The organism is Herbaspirillum sp. SJZ099 (assembly GCF_007828355.1).
Taxonomy (GTDB): Bacteria; Pseudomonadota; Gammaproteobacteria; order Burkholderiales; family Burkholderiaceae_D; genus Herbaspirillum.
Genome location: NZ_VIUO01000001.1, coordinates 538418 through 560158 on the forward strand (window position 1 = coordinate 538418; position 21741 = coordinate 560158).

Genomic DNA, 21741 nt, shown 5'->3' on the forward strand with positions numbered 1-21741 from the left:
GGAATGGCGAAATGGAGAAATGGCGTGGAAGAATACGCTCAATGGCAAGGACAGTTGATCCGCCAGGTTCGGCCGCACTGTACTCTGTCCCTGCTGTCGCGACTGTACATGCAGCCGCGCGGGCGCCTGTCCTAGACTGATGAATCCTGGAATCAATCCGTTCGCACCGAGATCATGGCTAAACCGAGAATCGAGCAGTACAACCAACCCGCTGGCGGCTGGGGCGCGCTGAAGTATGTGGCGCTGAACCTGGTCAAGGAACACGTGGCCGACGGCAAGGGCCTCCGCACCCTGTTGTCGCAGAACCAGCCCGACGGTTTCGACTGCCCCGGTTGCGCCTGGCCGGACCGCGAACACACGTCCACCTTCGAATTCTGCGAGAACGGCGTCAAGGCGGTGGCGGCCGAAGCCACCAAGAAGCGCGTCACGCCCGAGTTCTTCGAGCAGCACACCGTCGCCGAACTGATGCAGCAGTCCGACTACGAGCTGGAAGAACACGGCCGCCTGACCCATCCGATGGTGTACGACGCCGCCACCGACAAATACCGCAAGATCGACTGGCAGGGCGCGTTCGATCTGATCGGCAAGCACCTCAATGCCTTGCCCGATCCGGACATGGCCGATTTCTACGTCTCCGGCCGCGCCAGCAACGAGGCGGCGTTCCTGTTCCAGCTGTTCGTGCGCCAGTACGGTACCAACAATTTCCCCGACTGTTCCAACATGTGCCACGAGCCGACCAGCGTCGGCCTGCCGGGCACGGTCGGCATCGGCAAGGGCACGGTGCTGCTGGACGACTTCGACCTGTGCGACACGCTGCTGCTGTTCGGCCAGAACCCGGCCACCAACCACCCGCGCATGATGGGCGAGCTGCGCCACGCATCCAAGCGCGGCGCCGCCATCGTCGCCATCAACCCCTTGAAGGAACGCGGCCTGGAGCGCTTTGCCGATCCGCAAAGCAAGGTCGAGATGCTCACGCTGGGCAGCACCCGGATCAGTTCCATGTTCATCCATCCCAAACTGGGCGGCGACCTGGCGCTGATCAAGGGCGTCATCAAGCGCACCATCGAACTGGACGACGAAGCCGTTGCCGCCGGCCGCGAGCGCGTGCTGGACGTCAAGTTCATCGAAGAACATACCTTTGGCTTTGAGGCGTTCGCCGCCGACGCGCGTGCCGAAAGCTGGAGCGAGATCGTGGCAGAGTCCGGCGTCTCGCGCGAAGACATCGAAAAGCTGTCGCAGGTGTATGTGAAGGGCAAGGCCGTGATCGCCACCTGGGGCATGGGCCTGACCCAGCACAAGCATGCGGTGGGCGCGATCCAGCTGCTGTCGAACATGATGATGCTGCGCGGGAATATCGGCCGTCCCGGCGCCGGCCTGTGCCCGGTGCGCGGCCATTCCAACGTGCAGGGCGACCGCACCGTGGGCATCGACGAAAAGCCGACTGAGGCTTTCCTCGACCGCCTGGAGCAGGTCTTTGAATTCAAGGCGCCGCGCCATCACGGCAACGACACCGTGGGTTCGGTGATGGCCATGCTGGAAGGCCGCACCAAGGTCTTCATCGGCCTGGGCGGCAACTTCGCCATGGCCACGCCCGATACCTATCGCACCTTCGAGGCGATGCGTTCGTGCAACCTGACCGTGCACATCACCACCAAGCTCAACCGCAGCCACTTGGTGCACGGCAAGGATGCCCTGATCCTGCCGACCATGGGCCGCACCGAGATCGACGTGCAGAAGTCCGGCCCGCAAGGCGTGACGGTGGAAGACTCGATGAGCATGGTGCACGTCTCCTACGGCATCAACAAGCCGGCTTCGCCCGACCTGATGTCGGAGACCGCGATCGTGGCCCACATGGCCGAAGCCACCATGAAGTCGCGCCACAACGGCAAGAAGATCGACTGGCTGTGGTACGCCGAGGATTATTCGCGCATCCGCGACGCCATCGAAAAGGTGTACGACGCCTTCAAGGGCTACAACGAGCGCATCGCCCGCCCGGGCGGCTTCCACCTGGGCGTGGCCTCGCGCGAGCGCGTCTGGAAGACCGATACCGGCCGCGCCAACTTCATCGTCCATGCGATTCCCAAGGACACGCCGATCCACCGCGCCCGCAAGATCCATGGCGACAAGCTGATGACGCTGATGACCACGCGTTCGCACGACCAGTACAACACCACCATCTACGGCATGGATGACCGCTACCGCGGCGTGTTCGGCCAGCGCCGGGTGGTGTTCATCCATCCCGAGGATCTGAAGATGCTGGGCCTGAAGAACGGCGAGTGGGTCGACATGGTGAGCGTATGGGACGATGGCGTGGAACGCCGTGCCGACGGCTTCCTGCTGGTCGAATACGACATCCCGCGCGGCTGCATCGGCAGCTACTACCCGGAAACCAACCCGCTGGTGCCGCTGGAAAGTTTCGCCGACCGCGCCCGCACGCCGACTTCCAAATCCATTCCGGTGCTGTTGTCGCGCTCGGCGGCGCAGCCGGCCACGGCCTGATCGCCATGGACGCCGAAGAGGCCTTGCCGCCGGAAGTGCTGGCCATCCTCGGCGAGCTGCAAGCCGACCATGAGCGCAGCGGCGGCGCGCCGTTGTCGCTGGCGCGGCTGTCCAAGCGCACGCAGCTGCGCATGAGCACGCTGCGGCGTTTTCTCTCGGCCCTGGAAGAGGCGGGCGTGGTCAAGGTGGAGTTGAATGAGGACGGCACCGGCAGCGTGCAATTGTTGCTGCCCGGCGCCTGATTGTCGGCGCGTCTTCGATACGGCGCGATGCGCCTACTCAGCCCGAACGGTCGATATCGTACTGAAGATAAGAATAGCCGTTCGGACTGAGTAGGCGCGTCAGCGCCGTATCGAAGGCGCTCCATATTTCTCAGGCTTTCTCAGGCGGCCAGTTCCTCCACCAGTTTCCCCACCAGTTTCAAAGCCTGCTCGATTTCGCGCGACCACGGATAGCTGTAGTTGAGCCGGATGAAATGGCTGTAGCGGTTGGTCGCCGCGAAGATGCGCCCCGGCGCCACCGTAATGCCCAGCGCCAGGCAGCGCCGGTACAGTTCCATCGCATCCGCCCCGGCCGGCAATTCCACCCATAGCACATAGCCGCCTTCCGGTTCCGACACTTGCGTGCCGGCGGGGAAGAAGCGCAGCACGAAATGGCGCATCAGGTCGCGTTGCTGGGCGAAGGCGCGGCGCACCCGGCGCAGGTGGCGCTCATAGCCGCCCTGGGTCAGGTATTGCGCGATGGCCCGTTGCGGGACGGTGGGCGTGGTCAGGGTGTTGAGGAACTTGAGTTTTTCCACCTGCTCGCGGTATCGGCCGGGCATGGCCCAGCCGATACGGTAGGCCGACGTCAGGCTTTTGGAAAACGAGGAGCAGTGCAGCACCAGGCCCGTGCGGTCGTAGTTCTTCAGCGACGAGGGGTGGGCATTGCCGTAGTACAGCTCGCTGTAGACGGCGTTTTCGATCAGCGGCATCTGGCGCCGTTCGGCCAGCCGCACCAGCCTTTCCTTCTCGCCGTCGGGCATCTGGAAGCCGAGCGGGTTCTGGAAATTGGGCATGACCATGCAGGCCGCCACCGGCTGCGTTGCCATGATCCGCTCCAGCGCATCGACATCGATGCCGCGCCGGGGATCGGTCGGGATCTCCAGGGCTCGCATGCCCAGGCGCTCGATCGCGTGCAGCATGGCGTAGAAGGTCGGCGTCTCCACCGCGACGGTGTCGCCCGGACGCGCCACCGCCTGCAGGCACAGGTTGATGGCTTCGGTGGCGCCGACCGTCACCACGATTTCCTCGGGATTGACCTTCAGGCCGTTTTCCAGGTAGCGTCGCGCGATCTGCCGCAGCAGGTCGGGGTGGCCTGGCGGCAGGTCGTCGAACACGCTGGAGTGGCTGGCGCTGCGCGTGATCCTGCCGGCGTACTGGGTCACCCGTTGCGAGGGAAACAGCGCCGGATTGGGGTAGGGCGAACCCAGCGGTACGGTGCCGTCTTGCTGGATGGTCTTCAAGGTGGCCAGCACCAGCCGGCTGACGTCGACCTCGGTGGATTGCTGGTAGGCCGGATTGTCCTGGCGCGCGCTGCGCCTGGCGGCCGGCTTGTCGCCCGTCTGCGCCTGCTCGCGCACGAAGTAGCCGGATTGCGGATGGCTTTCGATGATGCCGCGGCTTTCCAGCAATTCGTAGGCGCGCACCACGGTGGTTACGCTGACCTTGTGCTGCTGGCTGGCGATGCGTACCGAGGCGATGCGCTCGCCCGGGCGCAGCACGCCGTCATGGATGGAAGCCGCCAACTGGTCGGCGAATTGCTGGTACAGGGGGATGGCGGCCATGGCAGGGCGGGCTTGGGACCGAGGTTAAGTGTCAGGAGCTGTCGGCCCGTATTTTACAAGGCGCGGGCCATGGCGACGATGGCGGCCGGTGACAAGTGGCGTCACGGGCCGGATACCGCCTCAGGCCGGCAGGCTGATCACCGCGCGCAGGCCGGATGGCCGGTCCGCGCCGTCGCGATTTTCCAGTTCCAGCCGTCCGCCGTGGGCTTCGATGCATGAGCGCGCAATCGCCAGTCCCAAGCCGACGCTGCCGCCATCCTTGCCCGTGCCGCGATGGCGCGCGGCATCCAGGCGGACGAAGGGCTTGAAGACTTCCGGCAACTGGTCGGCGGCAATGCCGGGGCCGTCGTCGTCCACATGGATCAGCAGGGAACCGCCGGCTGCCGGGAACACGGCCAGCCGGGCGCGCTGGCCGTAGCGCACCGCATTGTCCACCAGGTTGCCGATGGCGCGCTTGAGGCCCACCGGGCGGCAGCGGTAGGGCAGCGCGCCCGGGGCATCGCTGCGCAAGTGCACGTCGTGTCCCTGGGCCAGTTGCTCTTGCGCCACGTCGCGCAGCAGCGCGTGCAGGTCGACTTCGCGGGTGTCTTCATTGCGGGCATCGTCGCGCGCGAAGCGCACGGTTTCTTCCACCATCACGCGCATCTCTTCCAGGGTACGGATCATGGCTGCGCGCAGCTGCGCATCTTCCACCATCTCCGCGCGCAGGCGCAGCGAGGTGATCGGCGTGCGCAGGTCGTGGCTGATGGCGGCCAGCAGGCGGGTACGGTCTTCGACGAAGCGCGTCAGGCGCTCCTGCATGAGATTGAAGGCGGCGGTGACTTCGCGCGCTTCCGATGGTCCGCTGACCGGCAGCGGGCCGAGCTGCTCGCCGCGGCTGACGCGTTCGGCGGCATGCGCCAGCGCCTTGATGGGACGCAGGATGCGGCGCACGAACAGGAACACGATCACCAGCACCGGCAGCGTGCTGACCGGCACCGAGAAGCGCAGCGGCCGCATCCATGCCTGCGACATCACGGGATGCTGCAAGGTGTTGATCCATTGTCCGTCCGGCACGCGCATGGCGATGCGCAGGTCGCCCTGGCGCGCGCTGTGGCGCACCAGGCTCACGCGTATGTCGCTCGCTTGCAGGCCCAGCCGGGTTTGCAGTTTTTCCCTGATGACATCCTGGTCGTAGCCTTGCTGGCTGCCTTCGTCGATGGCGGCCGCCTTGTCCAGCGCGTAATCCGAATGGTCGTCGCGTATGGCCTCCAGCGCCCGGCGCGCCTGCGCCTGCGGCAAGGCGCCCAGCCGCCATGCGGCGGCGGCATGCTCGACCATCTGGTCGCGCGAGATGGCGTGGATGGTTGCCCCATTGGTGAGCACCATCGACAGGCCGATGGCGTGCGCGGCCACCAGTCCGAGCAGCAGCAGGCCGATCAACTGGCCGGCCATGGTGCGCGGCCACAGTCTCATGGGAGGTGCGGTTCGGCGCGGACCTGCGCGGCGAACAGGTAGCCGTTGCCCCATACGGTCTTGAGCAGGCTGGGGTGGCGCGGATCGGCTTCGAGCTTCTTGCGCAGGCGGCTGACCTGGCTGTCGATGCTGCGGTCGAATGCCTGCGCATCGGCGCCGGCGGTCAGGTCCAGCAGCTTGTCGCGCGAGAGTACGGTATTGGGATGGGCCACCAGGGCGCACAGCAGGCGGTATTCGACGCTGGAAAGGGGCGTGGCCGTGCCGTCGCGGCCGCGCAGTTCGCGGCGTTCGAGGTCGAGCGTCCATTGGCCGAAGCGGTAGCGGTGGATGGCGCTATGGCCGGGATTTGTCGCGGCCGGCAGGCTGCGCGCGATCCGGCGCAGCACGGTCTTGATGCGCGCCACCAGTTCCTGCGGTTCGAAGGGCTTGACGATGTAGTCGTCGGCGCCGGTTTCAAGACCATTGACCTTGTCCGCGCTGGACGACATCGCCGTCAGCAGGATCACCGGGGTGCCGTATCGCTCGCCGATGTGGCGGCACAGCGAAAGGCCGTCTTCGCCCGGCATCATCACGTCCAGCAGCGCCAGGTCGAACGCTTGCCGCTGCAGCAGGCGGCGCGCCTGGGCGGCGTTGAACGCCATGCTCACCAGCATGCCCTGGCGGCGCAGGTAGGCAGCCAGCGGTTCGCAGATGTCGAGATGATCGTCGACCACCAGGATGTGGCGGTCGGCATCGGGTGGGTATTCCACGTATTGCCCTTCTTGTATTGCATCGGGAGGCCTGGCGCAGGGGCGCAGGAAGTTGCCACATATTGACAAACTTTTCCTGATTTTAAATGAATATAATTCTCATTTGCAAATGCAATAAAACTCCAACCCGACCACAATCCGGCGCCGGTGCGGCTTTGCGGGGACTTTCCTCGCAGGGGATCGCTTGCGCCTGCGTATTGCGAGGGGTGGGCAACCAACACGATGGGGGAACAGCACCATGCAACAATCGAAACAGGAATTCATGCCGACCCGTGCGGCCCTGGCTGTGGCCGCGGCGCTGGCGATGACAGGGGGCGCGGCCCAGGCGCAGTCGGCGTCGGCGGCGTCGGGGCTCAAGGAAGTGGTGGTGACCGCCACCGGCTTCGAGCAGGAAGTGGTCGACGCGCCGGCCAGCATCACCGTGATCACGCAGGAGCAATTGAAGAAGAAGCAATTCCGCGACCTGACCGATGCGCTTTCCGATGTGGAAGGCGTGACCGTCACCGGCACCGCGACCGAGAAGGATATTTTCATCCGCGGCCTGCCCGGCGCCTATACGCTGATCCTGGTGGACGGCAAGCGCCAGAGCACGCGCGACGCGCGCACCAACGGCAACTCCGGTTTCGAGCAGTCCTACATCCCGCCGCTGGAAGCCATCGAGCGCATCGAGGTCGTACGCGGCCCGATGTCTTCCCTGTATGGTTCCGACGCCATGGGCGGCGTGATCAACATCATCACCAAGAAGATCGCCAGCAAGTGGGGCGGCGCGGTGACGTTCGACACCACGCTGCAACAGCATGGCGACTCCGGCGATTCCTACCAGGGCCAGTTCTACCTGAACGGGCCGATCGCCGCCGACGTGCTGGGCCTGCAATTGTGGGGCAAGGTCTACAAGCGCCAGGAAGACCGCATCCTCAACGGCAACACCAAGGCGCTCGATACCGACTTTACCGCGCGCCTGGCGCTCAGGCCCAACAAGGATCACGACATCCTGCTGGAAGCCGGCACCACCCGGGTGCGTCGCGACGCCTCTTCCTACCATACGCTGGCGGCCACCGCGACGACTGCCGACAGCTATACCGAAAACCCGCGCGACCATTTCTCGTTGTCGCATACCGGCCGCTATGGCTGGGCGACATCGGATGTGACATTCTCGTACGAGAAGGCGCAGCGCAAGAGCTACACCGAGAGCCCGGCCGGCAGCGATCGCTATGCCCAGGCCGCGCGCGCGCCCAAGATCGAGAATGCCGTGCTGGACGGGAAATTAAGCATGCCGCTGGGATCGCACTGGCTGGTGCTGGGGGGGCAATGGAACGAAGGCAAGCTGACCGACCAGAATCCGGGGCTGCGCACCGGGATCGACCAGAGTTTCCGCATCACGCAAAAAGCCCTGTTCGTCGAGGACGAATGGAAGCTGGCCGAGGCCTGGTCGCTCACCGGCGGCCTGCGGCTGGACAACCACGAGGTCTACGGCAACCATTGGAGCCCGCGCCTCTACAGCGTGTGGCATACCACCGCCAACCTCACCGTCAAGGGCGGCGTCTCGCGCGGCTTCCGCGCGCCGGATATCCGCACCATCGCGCCGGGCTATGCCTACACCACCGGCGGCGCCGGATGCACCTATGGCCCCACCGGCACCTGCGGCGTGATTATCGGCGACCCCGACCTGAAGCCGGAAACCAGCACCAGCTACGAGCTGGGCGCGCTGTGGGACAACAAGGCCGGCTTGTCCGGCGGCGCCACGCTGTTCTATACCGACTTCAAGGACAAGGTCAGCAACGCCCTGGTCTATAACGCCGACGGCTCCATCGCGCGCTGGTCGCAGGATCCCAACTACCGCCTCTGGTACAGCTACAACGTCGATCGCGCCACCATCAAGGGAGTGGAATTGACCGGCCGCTGGCAAGCCACCAGCCGCCTGGCGTTGAAGTCCAACTACACCTACACCGACTCGCGCCAGAAGGGCGGCAGCTATGACGGCTATGCGCTGGCGCGCACGCCCAGGCACATGTTCAACCTCCGCGCCGACTGGACGCAATCGGATGCCTGGCGGCTGTGGGCCGCGTTCAATTACCACGGCAAGGAAGTCAATGCCGCGGCACGCGTGGGGACCGCCGGCACCACCATCTCGTCGTCCGGCGTGAAGGAGTACAAGGCTTATGCGCTGGCCGACATCGGCACCACCTATGACATCGGCAAGCTCACCAGCATCGCGGCGGCGATCTACAACATCACCGACAAGCGCCTGGACGAGCAAAGCTTCAACACCGTCGGCGATGGCCGCCGCCTGTGGGTAAGCCTGACCCAACGTTTCTGATGAACGATATCCTGCATTGGCGCCGCCGCCTGCTGGCGGCCGCCTCATTGTGCGCCTTGCTTCCCGGCCTGGTACGGGCCCAGCCGGACTTGTCGAAAAAGCTTGGCCCGACCATCGCCGACAGCGGCTCGGCCTTCTATCGTTTCGAGCGCTTCGATCTGCGTTCGGACGATGGCGGGCGCAGCTACCGCGTGATGCTCGGCATTCCCCGCCGCGCCGCGCCGGCGGCGGGCTATCCGGCGATCTTCCTGCTCGACGGCAATGCTGCGATGGCCGCCATCGACGAACGCCAGTTGCAGGCGCTGGATGCCGCGCAGCCGCCGGTGATCGTGGCCATCGGCTACGACACCGAGCTGCGTTTCGACGTCACGGCGCGCGCCTACGACTACACCCCGCCATTCCCGCAGGGGCAGGTCGATGAGGAAGCCGCGCGCGGTCGCAAAGGCGGCGGGGCGGACGTATTCCTCGATCTGCTTGAGCGGCAGGTCATGCCGCGCGTGCGCGCCAGGGCGCCGCTCGACGATGGCCGGCTGGCCTTGTGGGGGCACTCCTACGGAGGATTGTTCGTGCTGCATACGCTGTTTTCACGCGGGCAATTGTTCCGCAACTACATCGCCGCCAGCCCATCGCTATGGTGGCAGCGCGGGGTGATCCTGGATGAGGAAAAGAACTTCGTGCATGCCAAGGCTGCGCCAGGCGTCCGCCTGTGGGTGATGGTGGGGGAAGCGGAGGGGCGCCAGCGCAAGGCTGTTTCGCAAGGCGATGCCCAGGCCGACGCCCGCGCGCAGTCCATGCTGGCGTCGCGCGGCGCAATGCCGGCCCAGGCCTTGCCGGACATGATTGCTCGCCTCCAGGGGAAAAGCGGCCTGGAGGTTTCCTTGCGCAGTTTCCCCGGCATGGCGCATGGGCCGATGCTGCCTGCGTCGCTGGAGCCGGCCTTGCGCATTGCCGCCGGGTTGCCGCCTTATCCGGGGGAATAGGGGTTTGTACCGTTATGTATCGCAAAGTAAAAGAGCGGCCGCGGCCGTGCCATGCGCGGGTGTTTTCGTTTCAATTGAGAATCATTATTATTTGAAAGAGGTGGCGGGGAGCCATCGCGCGCCATGAAGGAAGCCAACGCAGCCAAGCCAGCCGAGCAACTACCGGACCAGAAACGCCGCGCCTTCTGGCTCAAGCACTTGCACCAATGGCACTGGATCAGTTCCGGCATCTGCCTGGTGGCGATGCTGGCCTTCGCGGTGACCGGGTTGACGTTGAACCATGCGGCGCAGATCGAGGCCAAGCCGCAGGTCAGCCAGCGCAAGGCGCAATTGCCCGCGGCGCTGCTGGCGCCTTTGCGGCGGCAGGCTGAAGCTGCCGATAGCAAGGGCGGCGGCGCGAAGGACGAATTGCCGGCGCCGGTGCGCGACTGGATCGCGCAACAGTTGTCGGTGACGGTGGGCGCGCAGGCGGCGGAATGGTCGGCCGACGAGGTGTATGTCTCGCTGCCGCGCCCGGGTGGCGATGCCTGGCTGAGGGTGGCGCTGGAGGACGGCCAGGTCGAATACGAAAAAACCGATCGCGGCTGGATTTCCTACTTCAACGATTTGCACAAGGGACGCAATACCGGCACGGCGTGGAGCTGGTTCATCGATATCTTCGCCATGGCCTGCCTGGTGTTTTGCATCACCGGCCTGTTCTTGCTGCAGATGCATGCGGGCAAGCGTCCTGCCACCTGGCCGCTGGTTGTGCTTGGACTGGTGGCGCCGCTGTTGCTGGCGATCCTGTTTATTCATTGAGTCCGGCGTGCAGCCGGGCTGGTTTCACTTGTTTTTTATCTGTCGTTTTCATCCGAATCCGTTAGCGAGGCCCGTCTTATGAAACACCAGCAAGATCCGGCAAGACAATCCGCACTGCTCAAGCCCACCGTCCTGGCATTGGCCATGGCGGCCCTGTTCGCGGCGGCGGCTCCGGCCGGCGCGGCCGACATGAACCTGAAGATCGAGATCCCCACGCTCAATGTGGCCGAGTACCACCGTCCTTACCTGGCGGCCTGGATCGAGCGTGCCGACCAGAGCGTGGCCGCCAACCTGGCGGTCTGGTACGACCTCAAGAAGAAGGACAAGGAGGGCGAAAAGTGGCTCAAGGATATCCGCCAGTGGTGGCGCCGCAGCGGCCGCGAACTGCAGATGCCGGTAGATGGCGTCAGCGGCGCGACGCGTCCGGCCGGCGAACAGAAACTGAACTTCGGTTCCGGTAAGGGCCCGTTGGCCAGCCTGGCGCCGGGCGACTATGTGCTGCTGGTGGAAGCCGCGCGCGAAGTCGGCGGCCGCGAGCTGGTGAAGCTGCCGTTCCAGTGGCCGCCGAAGTCGCTCCAGACCGCCAGGGCGCAAGGCAGCAGCGAACTTGGGGCCGTCTCGCTCGAACTGAAACCCTGATTGCGGCGCCGATTCAAGTCCTGAATCGAGTCCAGTTTTTCATTTCCATCATCAAAGAATCCAGACCAAGGAGCCAACATGAATTTTTCCCTCAAACGCACCGTACGCGCCTCGATGAAGGTTGCCGCCCTGGCGCTGGCGATCAGCCTGCCGCTGTCGGCCCATGCGCATCGCCAGTGGCTGCTGCCGTCGTCCACCGTGCTGTCGGGCAATGCAGCCTGGGTGACGGTGGATGCCGCCGTTTCCAACGACCTGTTCTATTTTGAACATTTCCCGCTGCGCCTGGATGGCCTGGTGGTGACCGGCCCTGAGGGCAAGCCGGTGCAGGCGGTCAACGCCGCCACCGGCAAATATCGCAGCACGTTCGATGTGCAGTTGAGCCAGCCGGGCACCTACAAGATCGCCGTGGTCAACAACGGCGTGTTTGCCAGCTACAAGGTGGACGGCCAGCAGAAGCGCTGGCGCGGTAGCGCCGACGCCCTGGCCAAGGAAATTCCGGCCAATGCGCAGGAACTGAAAGTGACCCAGGTCAACGGCCGCGTGGAAACCTTCGTGACGGCGGGCAAGCCGACCAGGACCGCGCTGGCGATCACCGGCGCCGGCCTCGAATTGCAGCCGGTCACCCATCCGACCGACCTGGTGGCGGGCGACACGGCCAGCTTCCAGTTGCTGCTGGATGGCAAGCCGGCTTCGGGCATCGAAGTGGAAGTGGTGCCGGGCGGCATTCGTTACCGCGACAAGCTGCAAGATACCAAGGTCACGACCGATGGCGATGGCAAGTTCAGCGTGAAGTGGGGCGGCCCGGGCATGTACTGGATGCAAGCCAGCGTGTCCGACCAGAAAACCACGCTGCCGCAGGCCGCGCAGCGCCGCGCCAGCTACATCGCGACCGTGGAAGTGCTGCCCTGAGGCCGGCCTTGAATCCTTGAGGCGCCGATCGTTCCAGGCACCCGCATTGCGGGTGCCGTTTTTGTTTCCGGGGAGCGCGGCAAGCGCTCCCCCTTGCATTGGGTTTGTCAGCCGATGTCCAACCGTGTATTGATTCCGCTTGACCTGGACGAGCCGCCGGTATTGCCGCCGGGCGTCGTCGAGTATCGCCTGTCCGGCGCCGCCATGGGGACTTCCTGGAATGTGCAGGCGCTGGCGCCCAAGGGCGTGGCGCGCGCATCGATTGCGGCTGCCGTGCAGGCGCAGCTGGAGCGGGTGATCCGCGAGATGAGCACCTGGGAGGAAGATTCCAGCCTGTCGCGCTTCAACCGCGCGCCGGCCGGCAGTTGGCACAGTTTGCCGGAGGCTTTCCATACCGTGCTTGATGCCGCGTTGACGATGGCGGCCGACAGCGGCGGCGCTTTCGACCCGACCATCGGGCCGCTGGTGAATGTGTGGGGGTTCGGGCCGCAGAGCGAGCGTGCTGTGCCGTTTCGCGAAGTGCCGGACGAAGCTGCGTTGCAGGCGGCCCGCGCGTGCTGCGGCTGGCAACGCATCGCGCTGGACCGTTCCGCGCGCAGCGCGCTGCAGCCGGGCGGGGCCTACCTGGATTTCTCCGGCATCGCCAAGGGCTATGCGGTCGACCTGGTGGCGCAGGCGTTGCGCGCAGCCGGTTGCGTGAGCTGGTTGGCCGAAGTGGGAGGCGAGCTTTCCGGCTTCGGGGTGAAGGCGGATGGACAGCCCTGGTGGGTGGCGCTGGAACGGCCGCCGCAGGATACGGCGGCGCAAGGCCTGCTGGTGGCGCTGCACGGGCTGGCGATCGCCACCTCGGGCGACTACCGGCGCTATTTCGAACGCGACGGCCGGCGCTATGCGCACACCATCGATCCGCGCAGCGGCCGTCCGGTGCGGCATGACCTGGCCTCGGTCACGGTGCTGCATCCGCAATGCATGGTGGCCGATGCATTGGCCACCGCGCTGACCGTGCTGGGCGTGGAAGAGGGCATGGCCTTCGCCCGCGAGCGCAATATCGCGGCGCTGTTCATCGGCGGCGGCGCGTCCGGTTTCAGCGAAAGCATGACGCCGGCTTTGGCCGCCATGCTGGATTGAAGGCGCGATGGGCAAGCTGACGGCATCGACTTCCACGCAACTGGTCGCTACCTGCGCCGCGGCCGTGCTGGCCGGCTGGGGCGCCTGGCGCACGCACATGGCCGACAGCATGCAGGGCCGCTGGTTGCTGGCGGCGTTGATCGCGCTGGCGTATCTGGTGTTTTGCACAGTGACCGTATTGAAGTACAGGCGCGCCCAGCGCGAGCAGGAAAAATTGTGGGCGGCCGATGCTAGCCATACCGATCCGTGCGCCGCCGACGGGACGGTATTGGTCGTCTTCGCCAGCCAGACCGGTTTTGCCGAGCAACTGGCGTTGCAGTCTGCGCAAAGCCTGCGCAAGGGCGGCATGGCGGTGCGTGTGCTGCCGCTGGGCCGGCTCACGGAACAGGATTTGCAGGCGGCGCGCCAGGCGCTGTTTATCGCCAGCACTACCGGCGAGGGCGACGCGCCTGACGGCGCCGCGGGTTTCGCGCGCCGCATGGCTGACGCGATGGGAGATGCCTCGCTGGCGGGCCTGCAGTTCGGTGTGCTGGCATTGGGCGACCGCAGCTATGCGCGCTACTGCGCTTTCGGCCATGCGCTGGCGGCCTGGCTGCGCCGCCGTCGCGCCCAGCCGTTGTTCGATACGGTCGAAGTCGACAATGGCGAAGAAGGGGCCTTGCGCCATTGGCAGCACCAGCTTGGCGTGCTGTCCGGCCATACCGACGATGCCGACTGGAGCGCGCCAAGCTACGGCCGCTGGCGCCTGGCGCAGCGTCGCCTGTTGAACCCGGGCAGTGCGGGCGGACCGGCGTTTCACTTGTCGCTGACGCCGCTGGACTTGCCGGCGCCGCAATGGCAGGCCGGCGATATCGCCGAGATCGGCCCGCGCAACGGCGATGAGGAGGTGCATCGTTTCATGCAGACGCTGTCGTTGGCAGGCGAGCCGCTGGCGCGGGAGCTGGCGAGCCGGATGCTGCCGCAGGAAGCAGCGGCCATCGATGCCTTGCGCGGCCTGGCGCCGGCGCAGATGCTGGCGCAATTGCCGCCCTTGCCGCATCGGGAATATTCCATCGCCTCCTTGCCGCAGGACGGCACGCTCGACCTGCTGGTGCGCCGCATGGCGCAGGCCGATGGCCGTCCCGGCATCGGTTCCGGCTGGCTGACCCTGCATGCGCGGGAAGGGCAGGAGCTGGCGCTGCGCGTGCGCAGCAACAGCGGTTTCCACGCGCCGCCCGACGCCAGTCCGCTGATCCTGGTCGGCAACGGCACCGGGCTGGCCGGTTTGCGCGCCCACTTGCGCGCGCGGGCGGCGGCCGGGCACCGGCGCAACTGGCTGGTGTTCGGCGAGCGTTCGCGCGCTACCGATTTCTTCCACCGCGACGAGATCGAAGCCTGGCAGGCGCAGGGAATGCTGGAGCGCCTGGACCTGGCGTTCTCGCGCGACCAGGCCGGGCGCGTCTATGTGCAGGATCGGCTGCGCCAGTCGGCCGATGCCTTGCGCCAGTGGGTCGGGCAAGGCGCGTACATCTATGTGTGCGGCAGCCTGCAGGGGATGGCGGCGGGCGTCGCGGCCGCCTTGCAGGATATCCTCGGCGCAGAGGCGCTGATCGCGCTGGCCGAGCAAGGGCGCTACCGGCGCGACGTGTACTGAGAACCTGTGCACGATCTTGAGGCCGGCTGCCGGCGCATCCTGTATGCGGTTTTCCCGATCCTTGGGCCGGCGTAGCGGGATATTCTTTTTCGATGATTTGCGTTTTCTGCCCGTTGCGCGAGAAAATGGGGCGTCAAATCAAAGAGAGAAGAACAAAATGAGCATATTCGCCAGCTTTTTGCTGATCCTTCTCCTGGTGGTGATCAGCGCCTTCCTCTCCTGCGCCGAGATTTCCATTGCCGCTTCCCGCAAGATCCGCCTGGAGATGATGTCCAAGGAGGGCGATGCCAATGCCGACCGCGTGCTGGCGCTGCAGGCGCAGCCGGGCAATTTTTTCACGGTGGTGCAGATCGGGCTCAATGCCGTCGCCATCCTCGGCGGCGTGGTCGGCGAGCCGGCATTGACGCCGCACATGCGCCTGATTGTCGAAACGTTCTATCAAGGCCCCTGGCTGGAGAGCATCAGCTTCGCCATGTCCTTCCTGGCGGTGACGGCCTTCTTCATCCTGTTCGCCGACCTGATGCCCAAGCGGCTGGCGATGGTGGCGCCGGAACGCGCGGCCGTCGCGCTGGTCAAGCCGATGCTGCTGCTGGAAACCCTGTTCAGGCCGCTGGTCTGGTTTTTCAACAGCCTGTCAAAATGGATCTTCACGCTGTTCGGCTTGCCGCAGGTGCGCCAGGAGGTGATCACGCCCAATGAGATCCATGCGATGGTCGATGCCGGCGCCCAGGCCGGCGTGCTGCTCACGCAGGAGCATCACCTGATCGAAAACGTATTCGAGCTGGAGAGCCGTTACGTGCCGTCGGCCATGACGCAGCGCGAGAATATCGTCTACTTCCTGTTGAACGACAGCGAGGAAACCATCCAGCAAAAGATCATCGACCACCCGCATTCGCGTTTCCTGGTGTGCGACGGCAACATCGACGTCGTGCTGGGCTACATCGACAGCAAGGATGTCTTGAAGCGCCTGCTCAAGGGCGAACGTTTTTCTCTGGCGGACAAGGGCCTGGTGCATAGCCCCTTGTCGATTCCCGACAGCCTGAACCTGTGGGAGGTGCTGGAGCGGATGAAGGCGATGGACGAGGACCTGGCCATCGTGGTCAACGAATATGCGCTGGTGGTGGGCATCATCAGCATCACCGATGTCACTAACGTGCTGATGGGGAACTTGCTGTCCATGCCGGAGGAGGAGCAGCAAATCGTGCGGCGCGACGAGAACTCATGGCTGATGGATGGCTTGACGCCCTTGAATGACGTGATGAACGAGTTGGACATCGAAGAGTATCCGAACCCGGTCGGCTACGAGACGCTGGCCGGTTTCATCATGTACATGCTGCGCAAGATCCCGAAAAAAACCGACTTTGTGCTCTTTTCGGGTTTCAAGTTCGAGGCGGTCGATATCGAGGGAAACAAAATCAACCAGTTGCTGGTCACTCGCTTCAAACAAGAAAAGAGCGAACCGCAGACCAGCAAGGAAGCTGCCGGCAACCTCTGACCATCCGGTCGACACCAACATGACGGGGCGCGCGTGCCGCATCGCAGCGGCGCGCCGGCGGGCGGGAAAGAACAGGAACCCGCATGCCTATCCGCCGTCGCATCCTCTCTCTTCATTCGATTCTTTTTGCCGCCGTTGCGAGCCGGATCGCCAAGACGTATTCCCGGCTGTCGCCTGGCATGGGGCCGCGGCACAGGCCGAACCGGCGCGCGGCATTGCGCTTGCTGCCGGCATTGGCGCTGCCGGCAGGATGGTTGGCAGCGCCGGCGCAGGCCGCGGGCAAGCCGCCCCTGATGCTGGCCAATGTGTACCGCGAGGGCGTGCCGCTGGCCGATTTCTGGGTGAGCGAGAAATACGACGGCATCCGCGCCTATTGGGATGGCCGCAGCCTGCTCACGCGCGGCGGCGAGACGATCCAGGCGCCGGCATGGTTTACGCGCGGCTGGCCGCAGCGCGCGATGGATGGCGAGTTATGGGGCGGACGCGGGCGGTTCGAGCAGACTGTCTCCACGGTGCGCCGGCAAGTGCCGGATGAGCAGGCGTGGCGCGGCATCAGTTTCATGGTGTTCGATCTGCCGCAGGAACCGGGAAACTTCGATCGGCGGCTGGCCGCCTTGCCGGCGCTGGCGGGCGCGATTTCGCAAGACTGGGTGGTGGCGGTGCGCCAGCGCAAGGTGGCCAGCCACCGGGCCTTGCAGGCATGGCTGGATGAGGTGGAAAAGCAGGGCGGCGAAGGCCTGATGCTGCATCGCGGCGCCTCGCTCTACCTGGCCGGGCGCACTGACGACCTGCTCAAGTTCAAATCGATGGAAGATGCCGAAGCCAGGGTAGTCGCTTATCTGCCCGGCAAGGGCAAGTACCAGGGCATGGTCGGCGCGTTGTCGGTGGAGACTGCGGATGGGGTGCGTTTCAATATCGGCAGCGGCCTCACCGATGCGCAACGTCGCACGCCGCCGCCGCTGGGCAGCACCATCACCTATCGCTTTCGGGGCCGGCATGCCAGCGGCAAGCCGCGTTTTGCCGTGCTGCTGCGGGAACGCAGCGATTGAGGCAAGGATGACGGTTGCTTTTGATGCAATATTTATCCGATTTTTTTGAGAATTTTCTTATATTCAAGCCAGATCGCGCTGACGATACTGGAACTGTCACCTGCTCATGAATTGGTTGTGCTCGTGGGGGAGCAGGTGGCGGAAGTAATGTCGTTATGGAGTGGGGAGCCCGCATCCGAAAGGATGCGGGCCTTTTTTATGCGCGGATCATCTGCAGCCTGGGGCGGTTCTCCGGCTGCATGCGGTTCAGGCCGGCGCCTTGCTGCGGAAGTTGCGTTCGGAGATTTGCGCGTTGAGGGTCCAGAAATCGTACAGCACGCCCAGCAGGAACACGCCGCCGGTGAGCAGGTAGAGGATGCCGGTCAGCCATTTGCCGATATACATGCGGTGCACGCCGAAGATGCCGAGGAAGGTCAGCAGCAGCCAGGCCAGCGAATAATTGTTGTCGCCGCCGACGAAGCGGGTATCGGCTTCGCGGTCCATCGAGGGGATCAGGAACAGGTCGATGATCCAGCCGATGCCGAGCAGGCCGAGGGTGAAGAACCAGATCGTGCCGGTCACCGGCTTGCCGTAGTAGAAGCGGTGCGCGCCTGTGAATCCGAAGATCCAGAGCAGGTAGCCGAGGGTTTTGCTATGGGTGTCGTTGGTCATCCGGGCTCCGTATATTAAAAATGTGTGAGGTGTGCGATGCCTCGGTTTTTGGGGAGGGCGATTATATTGTAGTCGACCCTCCCGGAGCCCCATCTTAGAACCTGTTCAAGGTCCCTCCAAGTTTTTCCTTTGGCTTTCTGCTGGTCGGCGAGCCTTCAGATACGGTTCAGATACGGTTGGCCGGCAGCCTGCGCGCGCCCAGCAGCGGCCTTTGCACGATTTGCGTCAGCAGCACGCCGATCAGGCTGACGCCGCCGCCGATGGCATGGTAGGCGTGCATGCTTTCATCGAGCCAGGCGATGGCGAACAGCGCGGTCAGCACCGGCAGGAGGTTGATGAAGATGCTGCAGCGGCTGGGGCCGAGCTTTTTGACGCCTTCTATCCACAGGAAGGACAGCAGGATCGACGAGCCGATGCCGGAGTAGGCGATCAGCGGCAGCGTGCGCGCATCGAGCGCGGCGGCGCCTGGCGCCAGCATCAGGAATTGCGGCAGCATGAACAGCAGCGCGGCGATGGCTTGCATGTAGATCGCCTGCCAGGCCGGCACGTTCATCTTCCAGCGTTTGAGCAGAACGCCGTACAAGGCGTAAGACAGCGCCGCCAGCAGCATCAGCGCATCGCCCAGATGCACGCCGCCGCGCAGCGCCGCCGAGATGTCGCCGTGGCCGACCAAGTAAAGCAGGCCGAGGAAGGACAGCGCCCCGCCGCCGGCCATGCCCAGCGTGACCGCCTCGCCCAGTACCACGACCGAGAGCAGGGCCGTCAGGAGCGGGATCAGCGCCGTCACGATGGCCATGTTGGTGGCCGTGGTGCTTTCGGCCGCGCGGTAGGACAGGCTCTGGAAAACGGCCATGGCCAGCAGGCCGGACAGGGCCAGCTGCCACCAATGCCGGCGGATCAGCGCGCGGTTGTTCCACAACGGCCGGAGGACGAAGGGACTCATCAGGGCCAGCAGCAGGACCAGCCGGTAAAAGGTGATCGCCACCGGCGAAATGGCCGAGGCGGCCAGCTTGGAGACGATGACGTTACCGGCCCAGAGCACGATGGCGAGGAAGGGATAAAGATAGGAGGTCAGTGGCATGGCATGAACGCTGATGGGTGGATGGAAGGTCGGGCGGCTGGAGACTGTCCTCCAGCGCCATGCCATCCTGCCCGGATTTGCGTAGTCGTTCGCGTGCTAAAATGCCTTTTCTTATCTCAAAAGTGACACTTGGTCGTATTTCGCGCTCGTGGATCCTACCCATTACCAAGATCTGATCGCGGCCAATGCGCCTTGTGGCGCATTGGCCATCGATTACCCGCACGGCCACGTCATTGCGCCGCATCGCCACCCGCATGCCCAGTTGCTGTATGCGATCGAAGGCGTGCTGTGCGTGGAAACCGCCGATGGCCGTTGGGTGGTGCCGCCTACACGCGGTGTCTGGCTGCAGCCGGAGGTGGAGCATCTGGTGCGCATGCGCGGCGACGTCAAGATGCGCACCGTCCTCATCAATCCCCCGGAATTGCCTAACCTGCCGCAGCAAAGCTGCGTGCTGGACATTCCGCCGCTGTTGCGGGAGCTGATCGTGTCCGCGGTCGGCCTCGGACTGGGGGCCGAACTGCTGCCGGATTCGCGGGCATGGCACTTGTTGCGTTTGCTGGTGCTGGAACTGCGCTCGGTGCCGGTGTTGCCGCTGTATCTGCCGTTGCCGGCGGAGCCGGGACTGCGCAGTATCTGCCAGGCGCTGATGGCCGAGCCGGAGCAGGCGATATCGGTGGCGCAACTGGCCCAACGGCTGTCGATCGCCACCCGCACTTTCCATCGGCGCTTTCTGGCCGACACCGGCATGCGCTTCGGCCACTGGCGCCAGCAGGCGCGGCTGTTGCTCGCGCTGGAACAACTGGCGCGCGGCGACAAGGTGATCGATGTGGCGCTGGCGCATGGCTACACCAGCCAGAGCGCCTTCGCCGCCATGTTCCGCAAGCATTTCGGCTGCGTGCCCAGCCGGTTCTTCCGCAATGGCGCGGGCGATGCGTAAGAACGCATCTCACGCCCATTGATGAAGTGAGTTCTAAATGCCACGCACGGCAGGGCTTCCCGCAGGGAAACGTCAACTGGTGTAAACTGATGCGCTGTCGGGAGCGAAGGCTTCCGCTTCATTCACCAGCCATCCGTTGCAACCGTGCGACCTTCGTTGCTTGTCCCTCTTATTGTCGGCTGTGCCCTGTTCATGGAAAACATGGACGCCACGGTTCTGGCCACTTCGCTTCCTGCGCTCGCGCGCGACCTCAACCAGGATTCGATCACCCTCAAGCTGGCGATGACGGCCTACGTCGCCGCGCTTGGCGTGTTCATCCCGATTTCGGGCTGGATGGCCGACAAGCTGGGCGCGCGCAAGGTGTTCCGCTCGGCCATGGTGGTGTTCATGGTCGGCTCCATCCTGTGCGCGGTATCGGGTTCGCTGGTCACGTTCGTGGCGGCGCGTTTCCTGCAGGGCATCGGCGGCGCCATGATGGTGCCGGTGGGGCGCGTCATCATCGCGCGTTCGGTGAGCAAGGCGGAGCTGGTCAAGGCGGTCAGTTACCTGACGTTGCCGGCGCTCCTGGGGCCGGTGGTCGGGCCGGTGCTGGGCGGTTTCATCACCACCTATTTCCACTGGCGCTGGGTGTTCCTGATCAACATCCCGATCTGTTTCCTCGGCCTTTACCTGGCCGGACGCTATATCGAAAATTTCGTCGAAGACGACCCGGCGCCGCTGGATGTGAAGGGCTTCGTGCTGACCTCGGTGGGCGCCGCGTTGATCATGCTGGGCCTGTCGCTGTTCGGCACCCATCTGGTTGACGGCGCCACGCCGATCGCCATGTGCGCCATCGGCGCTATCGCGCTGGTCATGTATTACCGCCATTCGACCCAGATCGACTATCCGCTGCTGGACTTCCGCTTGCTGCGCATTCCGACGCTGCATGCCAGCGTGGTGGGCGGTTCGCTGTTTCGCATCGGCCTGGGGGCGGTGCCGTTCCTGCTGCCGCTGGCGCTGCAGGAAGGCTTGGGCATGACGGCCTTCCAGGCCGGCACCATTACCTGCGCCTCGGCATTCGGTTCGCTGTTCATGCGCCTGATTGCGTCTTCCGTGCTGCGTCGCTACGGTTTTCGCACGACGCTGATGGTCAATGCGGTGTTCGCCGGCATCGCGCTGGCCGCTTACGGCATTTTCAGCATCCACACGCCGTACCTGCTGATCGCGCTGATCGTGCTCATGGGCGGCATCTTCCCGGCGCTGCAATTCACTTGCCTGAATTCGATCGCCTATGCCGACATCGACAGCCGCGACGCCGGCCGCGTCACCAGCCTGGCCAGCGTGATCCAGCAGCTTTCGCTGGGCATGGGCGTGACCATCGCCGGCATCGTGCTGCAACTGTCGAACTACGTACAGGGCCATGCCACCATCGTGGAATCGGACTTCTGGCCGGCTTTCCTGGTGATCGGCCTGTTCTCGATCGCTTCGGTGCCCATCACCGGCAAGTTGCCGCGCAATGCCGGGCTGGAACTGTCCCGCGGCAAGTAAGGCGCCGGTCAAGCCGTTCTTGGCTTGACCGGCCCAAGGCCGGTATGATCGCGAAGATGCCATCGACAC

General features: G+C 64.8%; 18 protein-coding genes. 13 read left to right on the top strand and 5 right to left on the bottom strand.

Annotated features, from left to right (window positions below):
- Positions 1-174 precede the first annotated feature (174 nt).
- Positions 175-2499 (top strand): FdhF/YdeP family oxidoreductase, encoded by a 2325-nt coding sequence (locus tag FB597_RS02305; protein ID WP_183405816.1) that lies wholly within the window; start codon positions 175-177, stop codon positions 2497-2499.
- Positions 2500-2504: 5 nt separating this feature from the next.
- Positions 2505-2741, top strand: a complete 237-nt coding sequence (locus FB597_RS02310; RefSeq protein ID WP_141913220.1) for a helix-turn-helix domain-containing protein — start codon at positions 2505-2507, stop codon at positions 2739-2741.
- A 140-nt stretch (positions 2742-2881) separates the two neighbouring features.
- Here FB597_RS02310 and FB597_RS02315 read toward each other — a convergent pair whose 3' ends face one another.
- The 3 genes from FB597_RS02315 to FB597_RS02325 all read right to left on the bottom strand — a co-directional run bounded on the left by FB597_RS02315 (position 2882) and on the right by FB597_RS02325 (position 6528).
- Positions 2882-4324: a PLP-dependent aminotransferase family protein gene (locus FB597_RS02315; RefSeq protein ID WP_144767914.1), complete on the bottom strand. Its 1443-nt coding sequence runs from the start codon at positions 4322-4324 to the stop codon at positions 2882-2884.
- Between the two features lie 120 nt (positions 4325-4444).
- Positions 4445-5779: an ATP-binding protein gene (locus tag FB597_RS02320; RefSeq protein ID WP_255463977.1), complete on the bottom strand. Its 1335-nt coding sequence runs from the start codon at positions 5777-5779 to the stop codon at positions 4445-4447.
- Entirely contained in the window at positions 5776-6528 is a 753-nt protein-coding gene (locus FB597_RS02325; RefSeq protein ID WP_141913222.1) for a response regulator, read from the bottom strand. The genes FB597_RS02320 and FB597_RS02325 overlap by 4 nt, the downstream gene beginning before the upstream one ends.
- A 238-nt stretch (positions 6529-6766) precedes the next feature.
- Between FB597_RS02325 and FB597_RS02330 the strand changes: the two genes are divergently transcribed.
- The 9 genes from FB597_RS02330 to FB597_RS02370 all read left to right on the top strand — a co-directional run bounded on the left by FB597_RS02330 (position 6767) and on the right by FB597_RS02370 (position 17476).
- Positions 6767-8845 (top strand): TonB-dependent receptor domain-containing protein, encoded by a 2079-nt coding sequence (locus tag FB597_RS02330; protein WP_186442727.1) that lies wholly within the window; start codon positions 6767-6769, stop codon positions 8843-8845.
- Entirely contained in the window at positions 8845-9825 is a 981-nt protein-coding gene (locus FB597_RS02335; protein ID WP_141913223.1) for an alpha/beta hydrolase, read from the top strand. The genes FB597_RS02330 and FB597_RS02335 overlap by 1 nt, the downstream gene beginning before the upstream one ends.
- A 123-nt stretch (positions 9826-9948) precedes the next feature.
- Positions 9949-10623: a PepSY-associated TM helix domain-containing protein gene (locus FB597_RS02340; RefSeq protein ID WP_141913224.1), complete on the top strand. Its 675-nt coding sequence runs from the start codon at positions 9949-9951 to the stop codon at positions 10621-10623.
- Between the two features lie 78 nt (positions 10624-10701).
- On the top strand, positions 10702-11262 hold the full coding sequence (locus tag FB597_RS02345; RefSeq protein ID WP_141913225.1) for a DUF2271 domain-containing protein: 561 nt from the start codon (positions 10702-10704) through the stop codon (positions 11260-11262).
- Positions 11263-11340: 78 nt separating this feature from the next.
- Positions 11341-12171 (top strand): DUF4198 domain-containing protein, encoded by an 831-nt coding sequence (locus tag FB597_RS02350; RefSeq protein ID WP_141913226.1) that lies wholly within the window; start codon positions 11341-11343, stop codon positions 12169-12171.
- Between the two features lie 114 nt (positions 12172-12285).
- Positions 12286-13299: an FAD:protein FMN transferase gene (locus FB597_RS02355; protein ID WP_141913227.1), complete on the top strand. Its 1014-nt coding sequence runs from the start codon at positions 12286-12288 to the stop codon at positions 13297-13299.
- A gap of 97 nt (positions 13300-13396) precedes the next feature.
- Positions 13397-14932, top strand: coding sequence for a sulfite reductase flavoprotein subunit alpha (locus tag FB597_RS02360; protein WP_144768375.1), 1536 nt, complete (start codon positions 13397-13399; stop codon positions 14930-14932).
- Between the two features lie 157 nt (positions 14933-15089).
- Positions 15090-16427: a hemolysin family protein gene (locus FB597_RS02365; RefSeq protein ID WP_141913228.1), complete on the top strand. Its 1338-nt coding sequence runs from the start codon at positions 15090-15092 to the stop codon at positions 16425-16427.
- A gap of 179 nt (positions 16428-16606) precedes the next feature.
- Positions 16607-17476: a DNA ligase gene (locus FB597_RS02370; protein ID WP_141913362.1), complete on the top strand. Its 870-nt coding sequence runs from the start codon at positions 16607-16609 to the stop codon at positions 17474-17476.
- 246 nt (positions 17477-17722) lie between these two features.
- Here FB597_RS02370 and FB597_RS02375 read toward each other — a convergent pair whose 3' ends face one another.
- Both FB597_RS02375 and FB597_RS02380 read right to left on the bottom strand, forming a co-directional pair.
- Positions 17723-18127, bottom strand: a complete 405-nt coding sequence (locus tag FB597_RS02375; RefSeq protein WP_141913229.1) for a TM2 domain-containing protein — start codon at positions 18125-18127, stop codon at positions 17723-17725.
- Between the two features lie 166 nt (positions 18128-18293).
- A complete protein-coding gene (locus FB597_RS02380; RefSeq protein ID WP_141913230.1) occupies positions 18294-19208 on the bottom strand; it encodes a DMT family transporter in 915 nt (304 codons plus the stop codon).
- Between the two features lie 148 nt (positions 19209-19356).
- Between FB597_RS02380 and FB597_RS02385 the strand changes: the two genes are divergently transcribed.
- A complete protein-coding gene (locus FB597_RS02385) occupies positions 19357-20145 on the top strand; it encodes a helix-turn-helix transcriptional regulator (RefSeq protein ID WP_141913231.1) in 789 nt (262 codons plus the stop codon).
- A gap of 192 nt (positions 20146-20337) precedes the next feature.
- Positions 20338-21672, top strand: a complete 1335-nt coding sequence (locus FB597_RS02390; RefSeq protein WP_141913232.1) for an MFS transporter — start codon at positions 20338-20340, stop codon at positions 21670-21672.
- Positions 21673-21741: the final 69 nt, after the last annotated feature.

What these genes read in the sequence shown, in the direction of transcription:
- FB597_RS02370 (WP_141913362.1), top strand. Translation starts at nt 16,607, where the DNA reads ATGGGGCCGCGGCACAGGCCGAACCGGCGCGCGGCATTGCGCTTGCTG.
- FB597_RS02375 (WP_141913229.1), bottom strand. Translation starts at nt 18,127, where the DNA reads ATGACCAACGACACCCATAGCAAAACCCTCGGCTACCTGCTCTGGATC.
- FB597_RS02315 (WP_144767914.1), bottom strand. Translation starts at nt 4,324, where the DNA reads ATGGCCGCCATCCCCCTGTACCAGCAATTCGCCGACCAGTTGGCGGCT.
- FB597_RS02360 (WP_144768375.1), top strand. Translation starts at nt 13,397, where the DNA reads ATGGCCGACAGCATGCAGGGCCGCTGGTTGCTGGCGGCGTTGATCGCG.
- FB597_RS02350 (WP_141913226.1), top strand. Translation starts at nt 11,341, where the DNA reads ATGAATTTTTCCCTCAAACGCACCGTACGCGCCTCGATGAAGGTTGCC.
- FB597_RS02380 (WP_141913230.1), bottom strand. Translation starts at nt 19,208, where the DNA reads ATGCCACTGACCTCCTATCTTTATCCCTTCCTCGCCATCGTGCTCTGG.
- FB597_RS02330 (WP_186442727.1), top strand. Translation starts at nt 6,767, where the DNA reads ATGCAACAATCGAAACAGGAATTCATGCCGACCCGTGCGGCCCTGGCT.
- FB597_RS02305 (WP_183405816.1), top strand. Translation starts at nt 175, where the DNA reads ATGGCTAAACCGAGAATCGAGCAGTACAACCAACCCGCTGGCGGCTGG.
- FB597_RS02310 (WP_141913220.1), top strand. Translation starts at nt 2,505, where the DNA reads ATGGACGCCGAAGAGGCCTTGCCGCCGGAAGTGCTGGCCATCCTCGGC.
- FB597_RS02345 (WP_141913225.1), top strand. Translation starts at nt 10,702, where the DNA reads ATGAAACACCAGCAAGATCCGGCAAGACAATCCGCACTGCTCAAGCCC.
- FB597_RS02390 (WP_141913232.1), top strand. Translation starts at nt 20,338, where the DNA reads ATGGAAAACATGGACGCCACGGTTCTGGCCACTTCGCTTCCTGCGCTC.
- FB597_RS02365 (WP_141913228.1), top strand. Translation starts at nt 15,090, where the DNA reads ATGAGCATATTCGCCAGCTTTTTGCTGATCCTTCTCCTGGTGGTGATC.
- FB597_RS02335 (WP_141913223.1), top strand. Translation starts at nt 8,845, where the DNA reads ATGAACGATATCCTGCATTGGCGCCGCCGCCTGCTGGCGGCCGCCTCA.
- FB597_RS02340 (WP_141913224.1), top strand. Translation starts at nt 9,949, where the DNA reads ATGAAGGAAGCCAACGCAGCCAAGCCAGCCGAGCAACTACCGGACCAG.
- FB597_RS02355 (WP_141913227.1), top strand. Translation starts at nt 12,286, where the DNA reads ATGTCCAACCGTGTATTGATTCCGCTTGACCTGGACGAGCCGCCGGTA.
- FB597_RS02320 (WP_255463977.1), bottom strand. Translation starts at nt 5,779, where the DNA reads ATGAGACTGTGGCCGCGCACCATGGCCGGCCAGTTGATCGGCCTGCTG.